We start from the raw sequence: 21,196 nt of genomic DNA, 5'->3' as shown, positions 1-21,196 counted from the left end.
GGACGGCCTTCCGCCCGACAATAGCGGGGCGGGTCCGTCCGGCCGCCGGCGGCACGGCGGCGCGGTCGCGGGCGGCGGGTCAGGCGCCGACGCGGAAGCGGGCGAAGTTCGCGACGGTGACGCCGGCCTCCGTCAGCACCTTCTGCACGGACTTCTTGTTGTCCTTGGCGAACGGCTGGTCGAGGAGGACGTTCTCCTTGAAGAAGCCGTTGACGCGACCCTCGACGATCTTCGGCAGGGCGCCCTCCGGCTTGCCCTCCTCGCGGGCCGTGGCCTCGGCGATGCGCCGCTCGCTGTCGACGGTCTCGGCGGGGACGACCTCGCGGTTCAGGAAGCGCGGGGCGAACGCCGCGATGTGCTGCGCGACGTCCTTGGCGGTCTGCGCGTTCTCCTTGTCCAGCTCGACCAGGACGCCCACCTGCGGCGGCAGGTCGGGGCTGGTGCGGTGCAGGTAGGAGGCGACGTACGCGCCGGAGAACCGGGCGAAGCGGTCGAGGACGATCTTCTCGCCCAGCGTGGCGTTGGCCTCGTCCACGTACGCCTGGACGCTCTTGCCGGACTCGATCTCCGACGCCAGCAGGGAAGCGAGGTCGGCCGGGGCGGTCGCGAAGACGTGCTGGGCGATCGCCTCGGCGACGGCCTGGAACTTGTCGCCCTTGGCCACGAAGTCGGTCTCGCACTTCAGCTCGACCAGGACGCCGGAGGTGTTGTCGTCCGCGATGACGGAGACGACCGCGCCGTTCTCGGCGGTACGGCTCTCGCGCTTCGCGACACCCTTCTGGCCCTTGACGCGGAGGATCTCGACGGCCTTGGTGACATCACCCTCGGCCTCGTCCAGCGCCTTCTTGCAGTCCATCATGCCGGCGCCGGACAGCTCCCGGAGCTTCTTGACGTCGGCGGCGGTGAAGTTCGCCATGGTTACTGAGTTCTCTTCCAGGAAGTCGATCGGATCGGTGGCGATCCCGTGAATTCGGCGGGCCGGGGGACGGCGCGCGGCGCGTGGCGCGCACGCGTCCGCCGTCCCCCGGCCGTCACGCTGGTGTGGCTCAGGCCTGCTCGGCGGCGGCCGGGGCCTCGTTCTCGGCCTCGGCCTCGGCGGCCGGCGCCTCGGCGGCGGCCTGCTCGGCGGCCGGCTGCTCACCGGTCTGCTGCTGCTCCTCGTCGCGGACGAGCAGCTCGCGCTCCCACTCGGGCAGCGGCTCGCCGGACGGCTTCTCGCCCTCCTTGGCCTGGGCGGCCGCGCCGGAGCGGGAGATCAGGCCCTCGGCCACGCCGTCGGCGATCACGCGGGTCAGCAGGGTGACGGAGCGGATCGCGTCGTCGTTGCCCGGGATCTTGTAGTCGACCTCGTCGGGGTCGCAGTTGGTGTCGAGGATCGCGACGACCGGGATGTTGAGCTTGCGGGCCTCGCCGACGGCGATGTGCTCCTTCTTGGTGTCCACGATCCAGACGGCGCTGGGCACCTTCTGCATGTCGCGGATACCGCCGAGGGTGCGCTCCAGCTTGGCCTTCTCGCGGGAGAGGACCAGCAGTTCCTTCTTGGTGAGGCCGGAGGCGGCGACGTCCTCGAAGTCGATCTGCTCCAGCTCCTTGAGGCGCTGCAGCCGCTTGTGGACGGTGGAGAAGTTGGTGAGCATGCCGCCGAGCCAGCGCTGGTTGACGTACGGCATGCCGACGCGGGACGCCTGCTCCGCGATGGCCTGCTGCGCCTGCTTCTTGGTGCCCACGAACATCACGGTGCCGCCGTGCGCGACGGTCTCCTTGACGAACTCGTAGGCGCGGTCGATGTACGACAGCGACTGGAGCAGGTCGATGATGTAGATGCCGTTGCGCTCGGTGAAGATGAAGCGCTTCATCTTCGGGTTCCAGCGGCGGGTCTGGTGCCCGAAGTGGACGCCGCTCTCCAGCAGCTCCCGCATCGTGACGACGGCCATGGCCGTTCTCCTTGTGACGCTCGGTTGTCGGCACCGTCCGGCGGACGGTGCCCCTGACGCCCCGGCGCGCTGAGCCTGGAGCCGTCGTAAGAGACCGCTCCGAGGACCGAGGTGCGCGGCCACCGGGACACCCGGCTCGGAGCCGGGCCGCCGGAGTGGCGGGGCGTGCGAGGTCGATCCGGGTCGCCGGATCGCCACGAGAAGTGTACGGGACCCCGGCGACACGGGGCGACAGGCCACCGGAGGGGCCGCGTGACCAGAACGTCACTCACAAGAGTGACGGAGTTGTCCACAAAAGCCGGGTTTTCCACAGGGGGCGATCAAGATCCACTTCGTCGCCGCGGCCGGTGCACGCTCGTCCCCGGAGGTGACGCGGAATGGACCGTACGAGGATGACGGGCGCCGTGCCGGGTGCGAGGGGCGCGGCCGGGGTGCCGCCCGGGGCGCACGCGCCCCCGCGGGGCACGGGCCGCGGACGCGGCGCGCCCCGCGCGCGGGGCAGGGGCCGGGGTGCTCTCGGCCGCTTCGGGGAGGACCTCGCGGCGCGGCGGCTGCGCGCGGCGGGGCTCACCGTCCTCGACCGCAATTGGCGGTGCCGCGCGGGTGAGATCGACATCGTGGCGCAGGAGCCGGCGGGCGGGCGCGCGCTGGTGGTCTGCGAGGTGAAGACGCGCAGGGCCGGCGCGTTCGAGCACCCCATGGCGGCCGTCGGCCCCCGCAAGGCGCTGCGGCTGCGGGAGCTGGCCGCCATGTGGCTGGCGGAGCGGTGGCTCGCCGAGCACCGCCCCGTGCCGCCCGGCGGTGTGCGGATCGACCTGGTGGGCGTGCTGGTGCCGTACCGCGGGGCACCGGTCGTGGAGCACGCGCGGGGGTGGCGTGATGGGGTTCGCGCGGACGAGCGCCGTCGCCCTCACCGGGGTCGAGGGCGTCGTGGTGGAGGTGCAGGCCGACCTGGAGCCGGGGATCGCCGCCTTCTCCCTGGTCGGGCTCGCGGACAAGTCGCTGAGCGAGAGCCGGGACCGGGTGCGCGCCGCGGTGATCAACTCGGGCGCGGAGTGGCCGCAGAAGAAGCTGACGGTCGGGCTGAGCCCGGCGTCGGTGCCGAAGTGCGGCAGCGGTTTCGACCTGGCGGTGGCGTGCAGCGTGCTCGCGGCGTCGGAGCGGATCGACCCGCGGTCCGTCGCCGAGCTGCTGATGATCGGCGAACTGGGGCTCGACGGGCTTGTGCGGCCGGTGCGTGGGGTGCTGCCCGCCGTGCTGGCAGCCGCCGGCGCGGGCTACCGGCGGGTGGTGGTACCGGAGCAGACGGTGCCCGAGGCGTCGCTCGTCCCGGAGGTGGCCGTCCTGGGGGTGCGGAGCCTGCGGCAGCTCATCGCGGTGCTGGCCGGCGAGCCGGTGCCCGACGAGCCCGCTCCCGGGGAGCCCGGCGGCCCGCCCGCGCTCACCGTGCCGGGCTGGGAGGGGCCGCCGGTGGCCGGGCAGTACTGGATGCCGCCGCAGGAGCTGCGGCCCGACCTGGCGGAGGTGTCCGGCCAGCGGCTGGCGCGCCGGGCGCTGGAGGTTGCGGCGGCCGGGCGGCACCACCTGCTGATGAAGGGCGCGCCGGGGGCGGGCAAGACGATGCTGGCCGAGCGCCTGCCGGGCATCCTCCCGCCGCTGACCCGGCGGGAGGCGCTCGAGGTCACCGCCGTCCACTCGGTGGGCGGGGCGCTGCCGCCGGGCCGCCCGCTGATCGAGCGGCCCCCGTACTGCGCCCCGCACCACTCGGCGTCGATGGCGGCGCTGGTCGGCGGCGGCACGGGGGTGCCGCGGCCCGGCGCGGTCTCCCTCGCGCACCACGGCGTGCTCTTCCTGGACGAGGCGGCGGAGATGAACGGCCAGATCCTCGACGCGCTGCGGCAGCCGCTGGAGTCGGGGCACGTGGTGGTGGCCCGGTCGGCGGGCGTCGTGCGGATGCCGGCCCGTGTGCTGCTGGTCCTCGCGGCGAATCCGTGCCCCTGCGGGCGGCACGGCTCGGCCTCGGCGGACTGCGAGTGCGTGCCGAGCGCGGTGCGGCGGTACCGGGCGCGGCTGTCGGGGCCGCTGCTCGACCGGGTGGACCTGCGGGTGACGGTGGAGCCGGTGGGCCGGGCCGAGCTGGTGGGTGCGGCCGGTGGCGGGGAGAGTTCGGAGACGGTGGCGGCCCGGGTCCTGGCCGCGCGGGAGCGTGCCGCCGCCCGGTTCGCCGACACCCCCTGGACGGTGAACGCCGATGTGCCGGGGCACGAGCTGCGGACCCGCTGGGCACCGCGGCCCGGCGCCCTGGGCAGGGCGGAGCAGGACATGGACCGCGGCCTGCTGACCGCGCGCGGTCTCGACCGGGTGCTGCGGGTGGCGTGGACGGTCGCCGATCTCGCCGGGCACGACCGGCCCACCGCGCAGGACGTGGACGCGGCCCTGGAGCTGCGGACGGGTGTCCGGCGCGGCGCGGGCGTGGCCGGGAGTCTGCCGTGACGGCGGAGCGTCCCGGGGTCGGGCACCCGCCCGGTGCGGAACGGCCGGCGCGCGCGGCGCTGACCCGGGTCGCCGAGCCGGGGGACGAGGTGGTCGGCCGGTGGCTCGCCGACCTCGGCGCCACGGCGGTGCTGCGGGCGCTGCGGGAGGACCGGCGGCTCCCCGGGGTGTCGGCCGACCGGTGGGCGGGGCTGCGGGGCCGGGCGGCGCGCGCGGAGCCGGAGCGGGATCTGGCGGCGGCGGCCGGGATCGGCGCCAGGTTCGTGTGTCCTGGCGACCGGGAGTGGCCGCGCCAGCTCGACGACCTCGGGCCGCGGCGCCCGATCGGCCTGTGGGTGCGCGGCGCGTGCTCGCTCCGGTTCGTCGCCCTTCGGTCGGTGGCGGTCGTCGGCGCCCGGGCGTGCACGGACTACGGGGCGCATGTGGCGGGCGAGCTGTCCGGCGCGCTCGCCGAGCGCGGTTGGACGGTGGTCTCCGGCGCCGCGTACGGGATCGACGCGGCGGCGCACCGGGGGGCGCTGGCCGTCGGGGGCGCGACGGTCGCCGTGCTGGCGTGCGGGGTGGACCGCCCGTACCCGGCGGGGCACCGCGGGCTGCTGGACCGGGTGGCCGCCTGCGGGCTGGTCGTGGCGGAGCTGCCGCCGGGTGAGCATCCGACACGCGGCAGATTCCTTCAGCGGAACCGGGTCATCGCCGCGTTGACCCGGGGGACGGTGGTCGTGGAGGCGGCGCGGCGCAGCGGGTCGCTCGTCACCGCGCGGCAGGCGGGGCGGCTCGGCCGTGCGCTGATGGCCGTGCCCGGACCGGTCACCTCGGGTCTCTCCGCGGGGACGCACCAGTTGATCCGGGAGGAGGCGGTGCTGGTGGGCAGCGCCGCCGAGGTCGTCGAGATGGCGGGCCACATGGGCGAGTTGGCCCGTGAGGAGACCGGACCCGCCGTGCCGCGCGACCTGTTGGCGCCGCCCGCCGCGCAGGTGCTCGACGCTCTGCCGGCCGCCGGCGCGGTCGGCGCGGACGCGGTGGCGGCCGGAGCGTGCACGAGCCGGGAGGCGGCCCTCGCGCGGCTGCGGGAGCTGAGCTGTCTGGGATTCGTCGAACGCGTGGGCGATCGCTGGCAGTTGTGCCGGACAGCGGCCCGACACGCGGACGGCCTTCCCCCGGACGCGTGAGCGTACGTCCCACGTCCGTGCGGGCAGCGGAACGTATCTGCGCATATACGATCGCGGTTCAGGTGCGCACCGCTACGTCACTGTCACGCTACGCTCACAGGGTTCTGTCGCCAGAACCTGTACCGCCCGTCCGCATCCCTGCAGAACGGTTCCTGACCACGTATGCCACAGCACTCCACCGGGCCACGGCACGCGGCTCCGGCAGCACCGGCCGCGACGGACGGCGCGCCGCTTGTCACGGCGCCCACCGCACTCGACGCGCTGTGGCGCTCCTACAAGACCACGGGGGACGAACGGCTGCGGGAGCAGCTCATCCTGCACTACTCCCCGCTGGTCAAGTACGTGGCGGGCCGGGTGAGCGTCGGGCTGCCGCCCAATGTGGAGCAGGCCGACTTCGTGTCCTCCGGGGTGTTCGGGCTGATCGACGCGATCGAGAAGTTCGACCCGGAGCGGTCCATCAAGTTCGAGACGTACGCCATCACCCGCATCCGGGGGCGATGATCGACGAGCTGCGGGCGCTGGACTGGATCCCCCGGTCGGTGCGGCAGAAGGCTCGGGCCATCGAACGCGCCTACGCGACGCTTGAGGCGTCGTTGCGCCGCACGCCGTCGGAGGCGGAGGTGGCGGCCGAGATGGACGTCACCCTGGAGGAACTGCACGCGGTCTTCAGTCAGTTGTCCCTGGCCAACGTGGTCGCCCTGGAGGAGCTGCTGCACGCCGGCGGCGAGAGCGGTGACCGGCTGAGCCTGATGGACACCCTGGAGGACACGGCCGCGGACAACCCGGTGGAGGTCGCCGAGGACCGGGAGCTGCGCCGCCTCCTCGCCCGCGCGGTCAACACCCTGCCCGACCGGGAGAAGACCGTCGTGACGCTCTACTACTACGAGGGTCTGACGCTGGCGGAGATCGGCGAGGTCCTCGGGGTGACCGAGAGCCGGGTGAGCCAGATCCACACCAAGTCGGTGCTCCAGCTGCGGGCCAAGCTCGCCGACGTCAGCGGCTGACGGCGGCCGGTCACTCCCGGCGGGCCAGGAGGTACGCCCGGTGCGTCGGGGCTTCGTGGGGCTCGGGCGCGCGGTCCGTCCGCGCCCTGACGGTGAACCCGGCGTCCCCCAGCAGCCGGGCCACATCGGCCGGGTCGAGGAAGCGGAAGTCGAGGTCCACGGCCCTCCCCCACCAGGAGTCCAGGTGCCGCACCTCGTCGCCGACGTGGAACGAGACGAGGAACGTGCCGCCGGGGCGCAGGACCCGTCGTACCTCGGCGAAGGCGCGGGGCAGCTCGGCGGGTGCGAGGTGGATGATCGAGTAGAGGGCGACGGCGGCGTCGAAGGAACGGTCGTCGGCGGGCAGCGCCAGCAGGTCGCCCTGCCGGAATTCGACACCGGGGTACCGGGCACGCCCCACCGTCGTCATGCGGGACGACAGGTCGACACCGACCGTGCGTGCGCCCCGCCCGGCGAGCCACGCCGCGACGTGTCCCGGACCGCAGCCGAGGTCGGCCACCGTGCCGGCGGGGCCGGCCAGCTCCAGCACTGTGGCCAGCAGCGCCCGGTCCAGGGGCTTGCCGTCGAGTTCGTCGTGGAGGCGCGCCGCGTACTCCTCGGCGACGGTGTCGTAGGCACGCCGGACGCCGTCGTGCCCCCCGGGCTCGGTCATGGGGTGAGCATGTCACAGCGGGACGCGGGCGTCGGGGACGGGGACACCGGTCACGGGAAGCAGCCGCGAAGGCCCGTCGCGCAGCAGTTCGCGCGGCAGCAGCGACAGCGGGTCGAGGTACGTGTCGTCACGGAGCGCTCCCCAGTGCAGGCACGGCCGGCCCGCACAGTGGGACGGCCCCTCCGCGAGCGCGCCGAGGACCGTGCCGGTCACCACGTCGTCGCCCACCGCGACGGCCGGGAGCACCGGCTCGTGCGTGAGGCGCACGGGCGGGGTGCCGCTGTCCTCCAGCTCGACCGTGACGACACCCCGGCCGGCGACCTGCCCGGCGAAGGTCACCCGACCGGGACCCGCCGCACGCACCGGATCGCCGGCCGCGCCTGCCAGGTCCACGCCGCGGTGGCCGGCGGCCCAGGGCTCGGGCGGCGGCTCGTGGAGCCGCTCCACCACGGGGCGGCGGGCACCGGGGGCGCCCGCCAGCGGCCAGCCGCCGAGCCGTACCCCTGCCCCGGCACCGGCGTCGGCGGGGGCATCGGGCGACGCGGCCGCGCCGGCCGACAGGAGCAAGCAGGTCAGCACGGAAAGGAAGGAAGCAATCACCGTACGCATGCGGTCAGCATGACGGGAGCCGCCGGGAAGCGTCGGCCGGTGAACCGTTCCTGTGGACAACCCACCGCCTGTGGACAACCACCTCCCCCGTACGGGTGAAGCGATCCCCGTCAGTCGCCCCGCCCGCCGCCGAAACCGGAGTCCTCCGGAAGGTCGAGCTCGCTCCGATTCAGTTCCTCGATGTTGACGTCCTTGAAGGTCAGGACCCGTACCTGCTTGACGAACCGGGCCGGCCGGTACATGTCCCAGACCCAGGCGTCCGCCATCGACACCTCGAAGAACACCTCGCCCTGCACCGAGTGCACCTGCATCTCGTAGTCGTTGGTGAGGTAGAACCGCCGCTCGGTCTCGATCACATACGTGAAAAGGCCGACCACGTCCCGGTACTCCCGGTAGAGCTTCAGCTCCATCTCGGTCTCGTACTTTTCGAGGTCCTCGGCACTCATGGCGTGATCCCCTTCAGCCGTGCGTTCCCTCATTGTGCGCCACGGGCGCCGCCGGCACGCCATGACGCCCCTTCCGCCGGGCCGCCCAGCGCGCCACCGGACCGTACGCCGCCCCCGCGACGATCAGCACCGCCCCCGTCACCACCGCCCACAGCAGCGGCACCAGGGGACCGCGCCCCGAGACGCCGCCCGGCAGCCCGGCGAAGCCCGTGGCCGGGGCGAGGGTCCCGATCCGCCCGGGCGGCCACGCCGTGGCCTCGACCCGCGCGGTCACCGCGTCGCGCGGGACGGTGCCGGCCTCCGTGTCCGTGATGTGGCTGCGGGAATCGAGCGATTCCGCGCGGTCGTCCCCGAGCAGGAACAGCTCGCCGTCGGGCACCACCACGTCGAAACCGGTCGATGAGATCCCGAAGGCGGAGGTCAGATACGGCTCGGCGATCGGCTCGCCGTTCACCAGGAGGCGGTCACGCGCGTCGCAGCACGCCACCTCGTCCCCGCCGACACCGACGACGCGCTTCATCATCGGCACCTCGCCCCATGTGTCGTCCCGGAAGACGACCACGTCGCCGCGCCGCACGTCCGCCCCGTCGATCCGCAGCGCGAGGACCCGGTCGCCGGGGGTGACGGTCGGTGCCATGGAGCCGGTCGGCACCGTGAACGGCCGGTAGAGCACAGCGGCCAGGGCGAACCCGCCGAGGAACAGGACGCAGCCGATCCCGGCCGCGATCCCGGAGAGGACACGGCCCCGCCGGCCGCTTCCGCGCGGCTGTGCCCCCATCGCGTCGCCCTCTCCCCGTTCGGCCGGTCAGGGGACGACCCTATCGAGATCGCGGGGCGCCGGTCAGCCCCTCCCCCGCCCGTCGGCCACGGGCTCCGTCGCGGCACGGCGCAGCACCCTGCGGCGGCGCCACAGCACCAGCGGGACAGCACCGGCGACGCCGAGCGCCGTCGGCGCCGAGGCCGCCGCCGCGTCGCCCACCGAGTCGAAGCCGTCGGGCACCGGGAGGGTGCTCCACCGGTTCACCGGCCAGGCCACGACGATCGCACGGCCGACGACCTCGTCCACCGAGACCGTGCCGCCGCCCTCCAGATTCTGGTGGTAGCGGGAGTCGAGGGAGTTCTGCCGGTGGTCGCCCATGACCCACAGCCGGCCCTCCGGGACCGTGATCGGCCCGAAGGGCTGGTCGTCGCACGGGGTGTTGCCCGGGTAGAGGTAGTCGCTCTCGTCGATGGCCTCCCCGTTGACCATGACCTGGCCGCCGGCCTCGCACTCGACCGTGTCGCCGCCGACCGCGATGACCCGCTTGATCAGGTCCTGGTCCTCGGCGGACGGCATCAGCCCGATGGCGCTGAGCCCGGTGCGCAGCGCCGAGCCGAAGCCGCCGTCGCCGGAGTCCTCGTCGCCGAGCCAGCCGCCCGGGTCGTGGAAGACGACGACCTCCCCGCGCTCGGGCTCCCACCCGAACCACGGCGTCAGCTTGTCGACGAGCACCCGGTCGCCGCGCTGGAGCGTGTCCTGCATGGACAGGGACGGGATGGAGAACGCCTGCACCAGGAACGTCTTGATCAGCACGGCAAGCACGATCGCGATGCCGATCAGCAGCGGCAGCTCCTTCCAGAACGACCGCGGCTTCGCCGGCTGCTTCCGCCTGCGCCTGCGACGGCCCCCGCCGGCAGCGCCGTCGCCACCCCCGTCACCGTCGCCCTCGCCACCACCGGCGTCACCGCCGGAGCCGCCGCCAGCACCGGGCGCCGCGGCATCGTCGGGCGCCGCTGCGGGGACGCCGGATCCCGGCGCCGTGCCGGGCGGCCCGTCACCCGCGGGGCTCTCCCCCACCCCGGCCGGCCCGCCGGAACCACCGGCCTGCCACCCGCCGTCCGGACGGGAGGATTCCTCGTCGGGCGCTCCGCCGCCGTGCGCCGTCCACCGGTCCCCCGGCTCGTCGCCATTGGCACGTGCACCCACCGCCACATCCCCCACATCCGCTCCTCACGCTCGGCCTCGGCCCGCGCCGCCTCCGCGACAGGCCCACCACTCCCATAACGACCGGGAGTTCCACAGGCATCGGGAAGGGCGCCATTTCCTGGCGATCCCTCCCCGCTCCCGGGCCGGCCGACGCGTCACCGCCCGGCTCGGGCACCGCCGCGAACGGCTCGGTGTCACCCAGCCCGCTCCAGTGCGAGACGGGCCACGCGATGAAGAGCGCCCGGCCCACGAGGAGGTCCTCCGGTACCGTACCGTGCCCCTCGTCCTCCAGGTGATACCGGGAATCCGCCGAGTTCGACCGGTGGTCCCCGAGGACGAAGATCCGCCCCTCGGGCACCGTCACCTCGAACTCGATGCGCGAGGGCGGGTTCCCCGGGTAGAGGTACGGCTCGTCGAGCCCGACCCCGTTCACCGTGATGCGGCCCGCCTCGTCGCAGCACGCGACCGTGTCACCGCCGACGCCGACGACCCGCTTGATGAGGTCCTGGTCGTTCGCGGAGGGCAGCAGCCCGATGCTCGACAGGGCCGCCTTGATCTGCCGGATGCCCACCGGCCCGCCGTCCCCGCCCGTGTCGGGCTCCTGGCGCAGCCACCCGCCGGGATCGCGGAACACGACGACGTCGCCACGCTCCGGCTGCCAGCCGAACCACGGCGAGAGCTTGTCGACGAGCACCCGGTCGTTCACCCGGATCGTCTGCTCCATCGATCCGGACGGGATGACGAACGCCTGCACGAGGAACGTCTTCAGCACCACCGCGATCAGCAGCGCGAGACCTATCAGCAGGGGCACCTCCCGGCCGGCCCGGAACCGCCGGCGACGTCGGATCCGCTTCGCCGCCCGCCGCCGGTCGGCACGGCCCTGCCCCGGGCCGCGCAGCGTCGGCCGCGGCTCCCCGCCGCCGGAGCCGGCCGCGCCCGCCCCTCGGTCGCCCACCGGCGCCGGGGCCGCCCGCCGCCGGTGGGCACGCCGTGCGCCGCCGCCGTGCTCACCCATCGCCCGACCCCACCGAGCCGAAGCGGCCCAGCGGCCAGCCGATCCACTCGACCCGCCCGATCACCCGGTCCACGGGAACGGTCCCGCCGCCGGGCGACCCCAGGTACTGGCGGGAGTCGGCCGAGTCGGAGCGGTGGTCACCCATCACCCACAGCCGGCCCTCCGGCACCTCGATGTCGAATCCCACCTCGGACGGCGCGTCCCCCGGATAGAGGTACGGCTCGTCCAGCGGCTCGCCGTTCACCTCGATCCGGCCCTGCTCGTCGCAGCACCGCACATGGTCGCCACCGACGCCGATGACCCGCTTCACGAAGTCGGTCTCCTCGGGTTCGGCGAGCCCGACGGCCGCCGCCGCGCCGTGCAGCAGGGCGGTGACGGGGTTCCGGTCCTCGGCGGCGGACTCGGCGACGAACGACCCCGCCCCGTCGAACACGATCACGTCCCCCCGCCGCACGGGCGAGCCGAAGTCGTACGCCAGCTTGTTGACGAAGACGCGGTCGCCGACCCGCAGGGTGCCCTCCATCGAACCGCTGGGGATGCGGAACGGCTGCACCACCCACGCGCTGACGATCCAGGTCAGCACCACCGCGCCGAGGACCACGGCCCCCCACAGACGCGTGGAGCGCGACACCCGCCACCTGCTCACCGGGGAGGAGGGGGCGGAGTCGCGCTCCGGAGGTCCTGCGTCGGTTTCCGTCACGCCGTGATGGTAACCGGCGGCACGGACGCCTCAGTTCTCGCGCTTCTCCTTGATCTTGGCCGCCTTGCCGCGCAGGTTGCGCAGGTAGTACAGCTTCGCGCGGCGGACGGCGCCGCGCGTGACGACCTCGATCTTCTCCACGACCGGCGTGTGCACGGGGAAGGTGCGCTCGACGCCGACACCGAAGCTGACCTTGCGGACGGTGAAGGTCTCCCGGACGCCCGAGCCCTGGCGGCGGATGACGACGCCCTTGAACTGCTGGACACGGGAGCGGTTGCCCTCGATGACGCGGACGTGCACGTTGACCGTGTCGCCGGGCCGGAAGGCGGGGACGTCGTCCCGCAGGGACGCGGAGTCGACACTGTCGAGGAGGTTCATGACCTGCTGCTCTCTTCGCCGATGCCACAGGTCATCGGCGGAACGTTGATGGGTGCGGTGCGACGGCCCGGTCCCGTCGGCGGGCGGCGTTCCCCCTGTGGCAGGGGCGCGCGCCGCACGGGAGGAGGTGGGCCGACCGCCTATTCTTCCACGGGCCGCGACGCCCGCCCAAATCGGCCGTCGGGACCCGGCTCCCAGCCGAGCTCGGCGAGCGTCGCCAGATCACGCTTGTCGAGGGCTGCCGGGTCGCACCGCTCGACGAGATCGGGCCGGTGGGTGCTGGTCCGGCGCAGCGCCTCGTCGCGGCGCCAGCGGCCGATCCTGCCGTGGTGGCCGCTGATCAGGACCTCGGGCACCGCGCGGCCGCGCCACTCGGGGGGCTTCGTGTAGACCGGCCCCTCCAGCAGTCCGGCCATCGCGCCGGGCGCGAACGAGTCGTCACGGTGGGACTCGGCGTTCCCGAGGACACCGGGCAGGAGCCGGGCGACGGCCTCGACCATGACGAGCACCGGCGCCTCCCCGCCCGCGAGGACGTAGTCGCCGATGGACACCTCGCGCACGTCGAGGCGCTCGGCGTAGTCGTCGATGACGCGGCGGTCGATGCCCTCGTAGCGTGCGGGCGTGAAGATCAGCCAGGGGCGGGCGGCCAGCTCGACGGCCAGCTCCTGGGTGAACGGCCGCCCGCTCGGCGTGGGCACGACGAGGACCGGCGCCCCGTCCCCGGCGGACGGTCCGGCGGCGAGCACCGCGTCCAGTGCCTCGCCCCACGGCTCGGGCTTCATCACCATGCCGGGGCCGCCGCCGTAGGGGGTGTCGTCCACGGTGCGGTGGCGGTCGTGGGTCCAGTCGCGGAGGTCGTGGAGGCGGACGTCGAGCTGCCCGCGGGCGCGCGCCTTGCCGACGAGGGAGACGTTCAGCGGCTCCAGGTACTCGGGGAAGATCGTGACGACGTCGATCCTCACGCCGGCTCCCCGTCCGCGGCGGTGTCGAGCAGGCCGGGCGGCGGGGTGACGACGAGCTGCCCCTCGGTGACGTCCACCTCGGGGACGATCTCGGACACGAACGGGATCATCGCCTCGCCGCCGTCCGGCCGGGCGACGATCAGCAGGTCCTGGGACGGCAGGTGCGCGACCTCGCTCACCGTGCCGATCTCCTCGCCCTCCGTCGTGACGGCCCGCAGGCCGACGAGCTGGTGGTCGTAGAACTCCTCCGGGTCGTCCGGGAGTTCGTCCGGATCGACCTCGGCGAGCAGGAGTGTGTTGCGCAGGGCCTCGGCGGCCGTGCGGTCGTGGACGCCCGCGAAGCGCAGCAGCAGCCGGCCGCTGTGGACCCGGCCGGCCTCGATGGTCAGCGGTCCGGCGGCGGGCGGGTCGGTGGCGAGCACGGCGCCGGGGGCGAGCCTGAGCTCGGGCTCGTCGGTGCGTACCTCGACGGACACCTCGCCCCTGATGCCGTGGGCGCGGCCGATGCGCGCGACGACGAGTTCCACGTGTGCTGTCCCGTTCTCGAAAGTCATGGGGGGCTCGTAGGGATGGGGCCGGCGGGGAGCACGAAGGGCCGGGGGCGGTAGCCGCCCCCGGCCCTTCGTGCGACGCCTTCGCGCCCTCAGCGGATCTCGTCCGCGTCGACGAGGTCGACGCGGATGCCCTTTCCGCCGAGCGCGCCCACGACGGTGCGCAGCGACCGGGCGGTGCGACCGTTGCGGCCGATCACCTTGCCGAGGTCGTCGGGGTGCACCCGGACTTCGAGCGTGCGCCCGCGCCGCAGGGTGCGGGAGGCGACCTGGACCTCATCGGGATGGTCGACGATGCCCTTCACCAGGTGTTCCAGGGCCTCTTCGAGCATCTCAGCCCTCGGACGACCCGGCCGGGGCCTCGGCCTCGGCGTCGGCCTTCTTCTCGGCCTTCTTCTTGGGCGTGATGGCCTCGCCACGCGCCTCGCCGTCGGTCGCCTTGGCGGCGGCCTCGAAGAGAGCACGCTTGTCCGGCTTGGCCTCGGGGACCTGCAGCGGCGGCGGCGCCGGCAGGCCCTTGAACTTCTGCCAGTCGCCGGTGGCCTTGAGGATGGCGAGAACCGGCTCGGTCGGCTGCGCGCCGACGCCGAGCCAGTACTGCACGCGCTCCGAGTCGACCTCGATGCGCGACGGGTTCTGCACCGGGTGGTACAGGCCCAGCTCCTCGATGGCGCGGCCGTCCCGGCGGGTGCGGGAGTCGGCGACGACGATGCGGTAGTGCGGCGACCGGATCTTGCCCAGTCGCTTCAGCTTGATCTTGACGGCCACGGGTGTGGTGTCTCCTGCGTGTTGACGTGATGGGCCTCAGCCGGTCTCCGCGTGGGGGTGCGGCGCCGCGGGCCCGATGGACGCGCCAGCCGGAGGAGAGAGGGTCCTGTGCGACTGCCGAGTTCAGCCGCCCATTGTGCCACAGGCCGTCAGTGCGGTGCGGCGGCGGCCATGGCCTCGACGATCTGGAAGGGCTTCTTGCAGGCACCGCAGACGATGGGCGCCTGGGCCAGGACCGACGGGACGACGCGGACGTTGCGCCCGCACTCGCAGACGGCCTTGACGCGGACACCGCCGCCCGAGGAGCCGTGCCGCGCGGCGGGACCGCGGAAGCTGCGCTTGGTGTCGGTGGCGGTGGCGGCGTTGTGCGCCTTGAGGGCACGGGCCAGCCGCTCGGCCGTGGGCCGGTACCTGCGGCGGGTCTCCGGCGTCATGGCGACGAGGGAGAAACCGCTGCTGGGGTGGGGGTCCTCCACGTGCTCGAGCCCCAGCTCCTCGGCGATCGCGAGGAAACGGCGGTTGTGGTAGCGGCCGGCGCGCGAGGTGTCGCGGACACCCCGGGCGGCGGCGATGCCGTGCACGGCCTCGTGCAGGAGCCGTTCGAAGGAGAGCTCGGAGCCGCAGGCGGACGACGACTCTCCGATCAGGGATTCTGGTGCGGCCAGGTCCGGCAGCTCCGGGTGGTGCCGTTGAATGTCGGCCCACGCGTGTGCCAGCTCGGCGGCGAGAACTGGTGGTGTCGTGCTCACGTCTACCTAACGAGCGAGATCCCCGGGGTGTTCCGATTCCGGGTCAAGTCCACGAATTTGCACTTACCGGTCAGTTGGTCTCTCCGGTGGCCGCGGGACCGGCCCGCGCGGGCGCGCCGCGCGGGCCTTCCGTACGCCTCCGTGCGCCTCAGTACGCCCGGCCGACGACCGCCAGGAGGCCCGGCTGGTCCTCCGTCTCGGGGACGGACCCGTCCTCCCCGACCAGGCAGCGCACCGACACCGCGTCCTGCGCGAGCCGCGCCTCGCCGTCGGCGCCGACCAGCGACCACGGCACCCGCGCCCACCCGCCGGCGCGGGCGGCCTCGACGGCCTCCTCCAGGGTCGCCACATCGCTCGTGCGGGCCTCGCGGCGCTCGCGGGACTGGCGCAGCAGCAGGGCCTGGTCCTCCTCCAGGAGGCCGGGCAGCAGCCGGGGCAGCGACTCGATGGAGACGGACTCCTTGCCGCCGGGGATGCGGCGGACGAGGACGGCGTTGCCCGCGGCCACGTCGCGCGGGCCGACCTCGACGCGCGCGGGGACGCCCTTCAGCTCCCAGTCCACGGCGCGGCGTCCGAACGGGGTGTCGGTGCGGTCGTCCACCTCGACGCGGACGCCGGCGGCCGTGAGCGCGGCGCCGATCTCGTGGACCTTCGCCAGGACCTCCGGGTCGTCCTTGATGGCGAGGACGACGGCCTGCACGGGCGCGAGGCGCGGCGGGATGCGCAGGCCGTTGTCGTCGCCGTGGGACATGATGAGGCCGCCGACCATGCGGGTCGACGTGCCCCAGGAGGTCTGCCAGACCAGCTCGCGATTGCCGTCCTTGGACAGGTAGCGGGTGTCGAAGGCGCGGGCGAAGTTCTGGCCGAGCTCGTGGCTCGTGCCCATCTGGAGGGCCTTGCCGTCACCCATCATCGCTTCGAGCGTGCGGGTGTTGATCGCGCCGGCGAACCGCTCGGAGGGCGACTTGGCGCCGAGCACGACGTCCATGGCGAGGACGTTCACCATGAAGTCGGCGTAGACCTCGCGGTGGATGCGGGACGCGTAGTCGCGGGCGTCCTCGTACGTGGCGTGCGCGGTGTGCCCCTCCTGCCAGAGGAACTCGGTGGTCCGCAGGAAGACGCGCGGCCGCATCTCCCAGCGGACGACGTTCGCCCACTGGTTGATCAGCAGCGGGAGGTCGCGGTAGCTCTGCACCCAGCGGGCGAAGGACGCGTTGATGACCATCTCGGAGGTGGGCCGCACCACGGCGGCCTCCTCCAACTGCTTGCCGCCCCCGTGGGTCACGACCGCGAGCTCGGGCGCGAAGCCCTCGACGTGCTCGGCCTCCTTGGTCATGAACGACTGGGGGATGAGCAGGGGGAAATACGCGTTGCGCGCGCCGGCGGCCTTGATGCGGGCGTCCATCTCGGCCTGCATCCGCTCCCACAGCCCGTAGCCGTACGGTCGGATGACCATGGTGCCGCGCACCGGGCCGCCCTCGGCCAGCTCGGCCTTGCTGACTACGTCCTGGTACCAGCGCGGGAAGTCATCCGCCTGGGGTGTGAGTACGGGAGCCTTTGCCATGCGCGACATCGTACGGAACACGGCGGGCCGAACGTGAATCGGTTTGCGTGCGGCGGGCGCGCGGAGCCGGTACGGACCCCGGGCGCCCGCCACGCCGCCGTCACAGCATGTCGCGGAACTCCTTGGGCAGTTCGAAGTCCGCCGGGTCCGTGCCCGCGGCGCCGTCGGAGCGGCGCTGGTCCTCCTCGCGGCGCTTCATCGGGTTGCCCGAGCGCCGGGCGCCCTTGCCGCGCTTCGCCTGCTGCTTGCCACCCTTGCGCCGGCCGCCGCCCATCCCGGGGATGCCAGGCATGCCGGGCATGCCGCCGCCCTGGGCCATGCGGGACATCATCTTGCGGGCCTCGAAGAACCGCTCGACCAGGCCCTTGACCGCCGAGACGTCCACACCGGAGCCCCGTGCGATACGGGCGCGCCGCGAGCCGTTGATGATCTTCGGGTCGGCGCGCTCGCCCGGGGTCATCGACTTGATGATCGCGGCGGTCCGGTCGACCTCGCGCTCGTCGAGGTTGTTGATCTGCTCGCGCATCTGCCCCATGCCCGGCATCATGCCGAGCAGCTTGGACAGGGAGCCCATCTTGCGGACCTGCTCCATCTGGGACAGGAAGTCGTCGAGCGTGAACTCCTTCGGCCCCTTGGCCAGCTTGCCGGCGAGCGCCTCGGCCTCCTCCTGGCTGAAGGTGCGCTCGGCCTGCTCGATGAGGCTGAGGACGTCGCCCATGCCGAGGATGCGGGACGCCATCCGGTCGGGGTGGAACGCGTCGAACTCGTCCAGCTTCTCGCCGTTGGAGGCGAACATGATCTGGCGGCCGGTGACCTGCGCGATGGACAGGGCCGCGCCGCCACGCGCGTCGCCGTCGAGCTTGGAGAGCACGACCCCGTCGAAGCCCACACCGTCGCGGAACGCCTCGGCCGTCGTCACGGCGTCCTGGCCGATCATGGCGTCCACGACGAACAGGACCTCGTCGGGCCGCACCGCGTCGCGGATGTCGGCGGCCTGGCGCATCAGTTCCTCGTCGATGCCGAGGCGGCCCGCGGTGTCGACGACGACCACGTCGTACTGCTTGTCACGGGCGTGGGTGATCGAGTCCTCGGCGACCTTGACCGGGTCGCCGACGCCGTTGCCCGGTTCGGGGGCGAAGACGGCGACCCCGGCGCGCTCGGCGACGACCGAGAGCTGGTTCACCGCGTTGGGGCGCTGCAGGTCGCAGGCGACCAGCAGCGGGGTGTGGCCCTGGCCCTTGAGCCAGCGGCCGAGCTTGCCGGCGAGCGTCGTCTTGCCCGCGCCCTGGAGGCCGGCGAGCATGATGACGGTCGGCGGGTTCTTGGCGAACCGCAGGCGCCGCGTCTCGCCGCCGAGGATGCCGACCAGCTCCTCGTTGACGATCTTGATGACCTGCTGGGCCGGGTTGAGGGCGCGGGAGACCTCGGTCCCGAGCGCCCGCTCCTTGACCTGCTTGATGAACGCGCGGACGACCGGCAGCGCGACGTCCGCCTCCAGCAGCGCGATCCGGATCTCGCGCGCGGTGGCGTCGATGTCCGCCTCGCTCAGACGGCCTTTGCCGCGGAGGTTCTTGAACGTCGCCGCAAGGCGGTCGGAGAGAGTGTCGAACACGGGGCTGACTGTTCCTTACGCGTAGGACGGTCGGGGGAACGGTGCCCTCCAGCCTATCCGCACGGCCACCGGACGGTCAGCCCGCGGGCGCGGGGTCCGCCAGGGCCTCCTCGACGGTCCTGGCGAGCCGGGTCGCCGCCGCCGGGGGCAGGGGCGCGCCGTCCGGTGCCGTGATGTAGAAGGCGTCGACGGCGTTCCCGCCCAGGGTGCTGACGTGCGCGCTGCGCACGGTGGCGCCCGCGGTCTCCAGGGCCTGGCCGATGCGGTGCAGCAGGCCGGGGGCGTCCCGCGCGCGGACTTCGAGGACGGTCGCGAGGCGGGAGCCGAGGGGGGCGACGGTCACGCGCGGCGGGGGCGCGGGCGGCAGGCGGCGCGGGCGGCGGTACGCGGCCTCCCGCTCGCCGAGGCGCGCGGCGATGTCGAGGGAGCCGTCCAGGGCGCGGACGAGGTCGGCGCGCAGCCGTTCGGCACGGGGCAGCGAGCCGTACTCGGCGGCGACGCGCCAGTCGAGGACGAGGACGGTGCCGCCTCCTGTGGGGTCGATGGCGCGGAGTTCGGCGGAGCGGACGGTGAGGCGGTGGAGGGCGAGGACCCCGGCCATGGCGGGCAGGACACCGGGGCGGTCGGGGAGCGCGACGAGGAGTTCGACGCCGAGGGGTTCCGGCTCGTCGGGGACGGCCGCCCCGTCAGCGGCGCCGTCCGTGCCGGCGGGGCGCTCGGGGCGCGGGGTGAGGGCGAGGACGGGCGCGCCGGTGCGTACGGCCTCGACGGCGAGCCGTTCGGCGGCGACCGTGGCCCGGCCCGGCGCGGGGTCGGCGGGCGCGCCGTCGCCCAGGGTGGCGGCGGTCCTGACGACGAGGTCGTCGACGAGGGAGGCGCGCCAGCCGGACCAGGCCGCGGGTCCGGTGGCGAGGGCGTCGGCCTCGGTGAGGGCGTGGAGGAGTTCCAGGGTGCCCGTGTCGCCGACGGCGTCGGCGACGAGGGCGACGGTGGCGGGGTCGTCGAGGTCGCGGCGGGTGGCGGTGTCGACCAGCAGCAGGTGGTGGCGTACGAGCGTGGCGAGGGTGTCGGCGTCGGCGGGGCCGAAGCCCATGCGGGCGGCCATGCCGCGGGCGATCGCGGCGCCGGCGGTGCTGTGGTCGCCGGGCCTGCCCTTGCCGATGTCGTGGAGCAGGGCGGCGGCGAGGAGGAGGTCGGGGCGGCCGACGCGGCGGGTCAGGGCGGCGGCGCGCACGGCCGTCTCCACGAGGTGGCGGTCGACGGTCCAGCGGTGGACGGGGTTGCGCTGGGGGCGCCAGCGGACGTGCTCCCAGTCGGGGAGGAACCGGGTGATGAGCCCCGCGGCCTCCAGGGCCTCCCAGACGGGTACGGTGCCGGGGCCCGCGCCCAGCAGCGTGAGGAACGCCTCCCGCGCCTCGGCGGGCCACGGCACGGGCAGCCGGGCGCCGGCCGCGGCGAGCGCGTGGACGGCGGGCAGGGCGAGGGGCAGGCCCGCGCCGGCGGCCGCCGCGGCGGCGCGGAGCGGCAGGACGGGATCGCGGTCGGGCCTGGCCGTCCGGGCGAGGACGACCTCGCCCTCCTGCTCGACGACGCCGTCGGCGAGCGGCACGCGCTCGGCCGCGGGGCGGCGGGCGGTCCGCGGGCCGAGCAGGGTGCGCAGCCCGCGGCGCGCGGAGCGGGCGCGCAGGACGCGGCCGACCTCGCGCCAGGTGACGTCGGAGGCATAGGAGACGGTGCGGCCCGCCTCGTACACGCGCCGCAGGAGGGCGTCGGCGTCGGGCAGCCCGAGGTCCCCCGCCACCTGTTCCTGGTCCTCCAGGGCGAGGCGGTCGGTGGCGCGTCCGGTGGCGAGGTGGAGGGCGTCGCGGACATCGAGCAGGGTGGTGCGGGCGGCGTCGAGTCCCTGGCGCGGGGCGTCGGCGATCCAGGAGGCGGCGACGGCGCGCAGCGCGGTGGCGTCGCGCAGCCCGCCGCGTGCCTCCTTGAGGTCGGGTTCGAGGAGGAACGGCAGCTCGCCGTGGCGCTCGGCGCGGTCGCCGAGCGCCGCGCGGAGTTCGGGGAGGCGCGCGGGCGCCTGGGCGCGCCACTGGGCGAGGACGGCGGTGCGCAGCTCGGCGGTGAGGGACGCGTCGCCGGCGATGTGCCGGGCGTCGAGGAGTCCGAGGTGGACCTTGAGGTCGTCGGCCGCGGCGGCGTGGGCCTCGGCGAGGGTGCGCACGGAGTGGTCGAGGGCGATGCCGAGGTCCCAGACGGGGTACCACAGGTGGTCGGCGAGGGCGGCGAGGGCGGCGACCTCCGCGCCGGTGCCGTCGTGCAGCAGCAGGAGGTCGAGGTCGCTGCGGGGGGACAGCTCGCCGCGGCCGTAGCCGCCGACGGCGACGAGCGCCGCGCGGCCGGTGCGGGGGGCGCCGGCGAAGAGGGCGGCGAGCCAGGTGTCGGTGAGCCGTGCGAGGGCCGTGCGGCGGGCGTGCCCGGTGCGGGGGTCCTCGGTGAGGAGGCGCAGGCGGTCGGCCGCGTAGCCGCCGCCGGCCGGTGTGGTCTCCGCCGTCATGCGGTCCCGTTCTTCCGTGGGGTGGTGCGTGCCGGCCGGTCCGGGCGGGGCCGGCCGCGAGGGGGTCGCGGCC

Annotated in this window: 20 protein-coding genes and 1 pseudogene; 3 read left to right on the top strand and 18 right to left on the bottom strand. The window is 74.3% G+C overall.

Features of this window, described 5'->3' with window-relative positions; genetic code table 11:
* Window positions 1–79: 79 nt before the first annotated feature.
* Together tsf and rpsB are read right to left on the bottom strand one after the other, a co-directional pair.
* Window positions 80–916 (bottom strand): translation elongation factor Ts, encoded by an 837-nt coding sequence (gene tsf, locus EMA09_RS22050; RefSeq protein ID WP_129842717.1) that lies wholly within the window; start codon window positions 914–916, stop codon window positions 80–82.
* Between the two features lie 130 nt (window positions 917–1,046).
* Window positions 1,047–1,934 (bottom strand): 30S ribosomal protein S2, encoded by an 888-nt coding sequence (gene rpsB / locus EMA09_RS22045; protein WP_129842716.1) that lies wholly within the window; start codon window positions 1,932–1,934, stop codon window positions 1,047–1,049.
* Window positions 1,935–2,813: 879 nt separating this feature from the next.
* Between rpsB and EMA09_RS22035 the strand changes: the two genes are divergently transcribed.
* From EMA09_RS22035 to whiG, 3 genes and pseudogenes are all read left to right on the top strand, one after another.
* Window positions 2,814–4,427 carry a YifB family Mg chelatase-like AAA ATPase gene (locus EMA09_RS22035; RefSeq protein WP_129842715.1) on the top strand — a complete coding sequence of 538 codons (1,614 nt, stop codon included), beginning with the start codon at window positions 2,814–2,816 and terminating at the stop codon, window positions 4,425–4,427.
* On the top strand, window positions 4,424–5,596 hold the full coding sequence (gene dprA, locus EMA09_RS22030) for a DNA-processing protein DprA (RefSeq protein WP_129844189.1): 1,173 nt from the start codon (window positions 4,424–4,426) through the stop codon (window positions 5,594–5,596). Before EMA09_RS22035 ends, dprA begins: the two co-directional genes overlap by 4 nt.
* 162 nt (window positions 5,597–5,758) lie before the next feature.
* A pseudogene (gene whiG / locus EMA09_RS22025) lies at window positions 5,759–6,600 on the top strand (RNA polymerase sigma factor WhiG).
* A gap of 10 nt (window positions 6,601–6,610) precedes the next feature.
* On the opposite strand, the gene EMA09_RS22020 reads toward whiG, so the two are convergent.
* The 16 genes from EMA09_RS22020 to EMA09_RS21945 form a co-directional block, all read right to left on the bottom strand.
* The gene (locus EMA09_RS22020) at window positions 6,611–7,252 is read right to left on the bottom strand and encodes a class I SAM-dependent methyltransferase (protein WP_129842714.1); all 642 of its coding nucleotides are present in this window, start codon (window positions 7,250–7,252) and stop codon (window positions 6,611–6,613) included.
* A 12-nt stretch (window positions 7,253–7,264) separates the two neighbouring features.
* A complete protein-coding gene (locus EMA09_RS22015) occupies window positions 7,265–7,861 on the bottom strand; it encodes a M23 family metallopeptidase (RefSeq protein WP_129842713.1) in 597 nt (198 codons plus the stop codon).
* 110 nt (window positions 7,862–7,971) lie between these two features.
* Entirely contained in the window at window positions 7,972–8,307 is a 336-nt protein-coding gene (locus EMA09_RS22010; RefSeq protein ID WP_129842712.1) for a DUF2469 domain-containing protein, read from the bottom strand.
* Window positions 8,308–8,320: 13 nt separating this feature from the next.
* Window positions 8,321–9,085 (bottom strand): signal peptidase I, encoded by a 765-nt coding sequence (gene lepB / locus EMA09_RS22005; protein ID WP_129842711.1) that lies wholly within the window; start codon window positions 9,083–9,085, stop codon window positions 8,321–8,323.
* A gap of 63 nt (window positions 9,086–9,148) precedes the next feature.
* Window positions 9,149–10,144: a signal peptidase I gene (lepB, locus tag EMA09_RS22000; protein ID WP_168220782.1), complete on the bottom strand. Its 996-nt coding sequence runs from the start codon at window positions 10,142–10,144 to the stop codon at window positions 9,149–9,151.
* A complete protein-coding gene (lepB, locus tag EMA09_RS21995) occupies window positions 10,122–11,288 on the bottom strand; it encodes a signal peptidase I (RefSeq protein ID WP_168220781.1) in 1,167 nt (388 codons plus the stop codon). The genes lepB (EMA09_RS22000) and lepB (EMA09_RS21995) overlap by 23 nt, the downstream gene beginning before the upstream one ends.
* Window positions 11,281–11,934 carry a signal peptidase I gene (lepB, locus tag EMA09_RS21990; protein ID WP_240796709.1) on the bottom strand — a complete coding sequence of 218 codons (654 nt, stop codon included), beginning with the start codon at window positions 11,932–11,934 and terminating at the stop codon, window positions 11,281–11,283. The genes lepB (EMA09_RS21995) and lepB (EMA09_RS21990) overlap by 8 nt, the downstream gene beginning before the upstream one ends.
* 84 nt (window positions 11,935–12,018) lie before the next feature.
* Complete coding sequence (gene rplS, locus EMA09_RS21985; RefSeq protein ID WP_129842708.1) at window positions 12,019–12,366, bottom strand: 50S ribosomal protein L19; 348 nt, start codon at window positions 12,364–12,366, stop codon at window positions 12,019–12,021.
* 140 nt (window positions 12,367–12,506) lie between these two features.
* Window positions 12,507–13,328: a tRNA (guanosine(37)-N1)-methyltransferase TrmD gene (trmD, locus tag EMA09_RS21980; protein WP_129842707.1), complete on the bottom strand. Its 822-nt coding sequence runs from the start codon at window positions 13,326–13,328 to the stop codon at window positions 12,507–12,509.
* Window positions 13,325–13,855, bottom strand: a complete 531-nt coding sequence (gene rimM / locus EMA09_RS21975; RefSeq protein WP_129844188.1) for a ribosome maturation factor RimM — start codon at window positions 13,853–13,855, stop codon at window positions 13,325–13,327. Before rimM ends, trmD begins: the two co-directional genes overlap by 4 nt.
* A 116-nt stretch (window positions 13,856–13,971) precedes the next feature.
* Window positions 13,972–14,211, bottom strand: a complete 240-nt coding sequence (locus EMA09_RS21970) for an RNA-binding protein (protein WP_129842706.1) — start codon at window positions 14,209–14,211, stop codon at window positions 13,972–13,974.
* Between the two features lies 1 nt (window position 14,212).
* The gene (rpsP, locus tag EMA09_RS21965; protein WP_129842705.1) at window positions 14,213–14,647 is read right to left on the bottom strand and encodes a 30S ribosomal protein S16; all 435 of its coding nucleotides are present in this window, start codon (window positions 14,645–14,647) and stop codon (window positions 14,213–14,215) included.
* 149 nt (window positions 14,648–14,796) lie between these two features.
* Window positions 14,797–15,396: a hypothetical protein gene (locus tag EMA09_RS21960; protein ID WP_129842704.1), complete on the bottom strand. Its 600-nt coding sequence runs from the start codon at window positions 15,394–15,396 to the stop codon at window positions 14,797–14,799.
* A gap of 148 nt (window positions 15,397–15,544) precedes the next feature.
* A complete protein-coding gene (gene proS, locus EMA09_RS21955) occupies window positions 15,545–16,960 on the bottom strand; it encodes a proline--tRNA ligase (protein WP_129842703.1) in 1,416 nt (471 codons plus the stop codon).
* A 100-nt stretch (window positions 16,961–17,060) separates the two neighbouring features.
* Complete coding sequence (ffh, locus tag EMA09_RS21950; RefSeq protein ID WP_129842702.1) at window positions 17,061–18,572, bottom strand: signal recognition particle protein; 1,512 nt, start codon at window positions 18,570–18,572, stop codon at window positions 17,061–17,063.
* A 76-nt stretch (window positions 18,573–18,648) separates the two neighbouring features.
* Window positions 18,649–21,123, bottom strand: a complete 2,475-nt coding sequence (locus EMA09_RS21945) for a [protein-PII] uridylyltransferase (RefSeq protein ID WP_129842701.1) — start codon at window positions 21,121–21,123, stop codon at window positions 18,649–18,651.
* Between the last annotated feature and the right edge of the window lie 73 nt (window positions 21,124–21,196).

This window comes from Streptomyces sp. RFCAC02 (assembly GCF_004193175.1).
In the GTDB taxonomy this organism is placed as follows: domain Bacteria; phylum Actinomycetota; class Actinomycetes; order Streptomycetales; family Streptomycetaceae; genus Streptomyces.
Note: the sequence above shows the minus strand (reverse complement) of the source record. Positions and strands in the feature narration are given on the sequence as shown.

Bases quoted from the DNA above. Each gene is read 5' to 3' on its own strand.
- tsf (WP_129842717.1), bottom strand. From the start codon at position 916: ATGGCGAACTTCACCGCCGCCGACGTCAAGAAGCTCCGGGAGCTGTCC.
- rpsB (WP_129842716.1), bottom strand. From the start codon at position 1,934: ATGGCCGTCGTCACGATGCGGGAGCTGCTGGAGAGCGGCGTCCACTTC.
- EMA09_RS22035 (WP_129842715.1), top strand. From the start codon at position 2,814: ATGGGGTTCGCGCGGACGAGCGCCGTCGCCCTCACCGGGGTCGAGGGC.
- EMA09_RS22020 (WP_129842714.1), bottom strand. From the start codon at position 7,252: ATGACCGAGCCCGGGGGGCACGACGGCGTCCGGCGTGCCTACGACACC.
- EMA09_RS22015 (WP_129842713.1), bottom strand. From the start codon at position 7,861: ATGCGTACGGTGATTGCTTCCTTCCTTTCCGTGCTGACCTGCTTGCTC.
- EMA09_RS22010 (WP_129842712.1), bottom strand. From the start codon at position 8,307: ATGAGTGCCGAGGACCTCGAAAAGTACGAGACCGAGATGGAGCTGAAG.
- lepB (WP_129842711.1), bottom strand. From the start codon at position 9,085: ATGGGGGCACAGCCGCGCGGAAGCGGCCGGCGGGGCCGTGTCCTCTCC.
- lepB (WP_168220781.1), bottom strand. From the start codon at position 11,288: ATGGGTGAGCACGGCGGCGGCGCACGGCGTGCCCACCGGCGGCGGGCG.
- rplS (WP_129842708.1), bottom strand. From the start codon at position 12,366: ATGAACCTCCTCGACAGTGTCGACTCCGCGTCCCTGCGGGACGACGTC.
- EMA09_RS21970 (WP_129842706.1), bottom strand. From the start codon at position 14,211: ATGCTCGAAGAGGCCCTGGAACACCTGGTGAAGGGCATCGTCGACCAT.
- proS (WP_129842703.1), bottom strand. From the start codon at position 16,960: ATGGCAAAGGCTCCCGTACTCACACCCCAGGCGGATGACTTCCCGCGC.
- EMA09_RS21945 (WP_129842701.1), bottom strand. From the start codon at position 21,123: ATGACGGCGGAGACCACACCGGCCGGCGGCGGCTACGCGGCCGACCGC.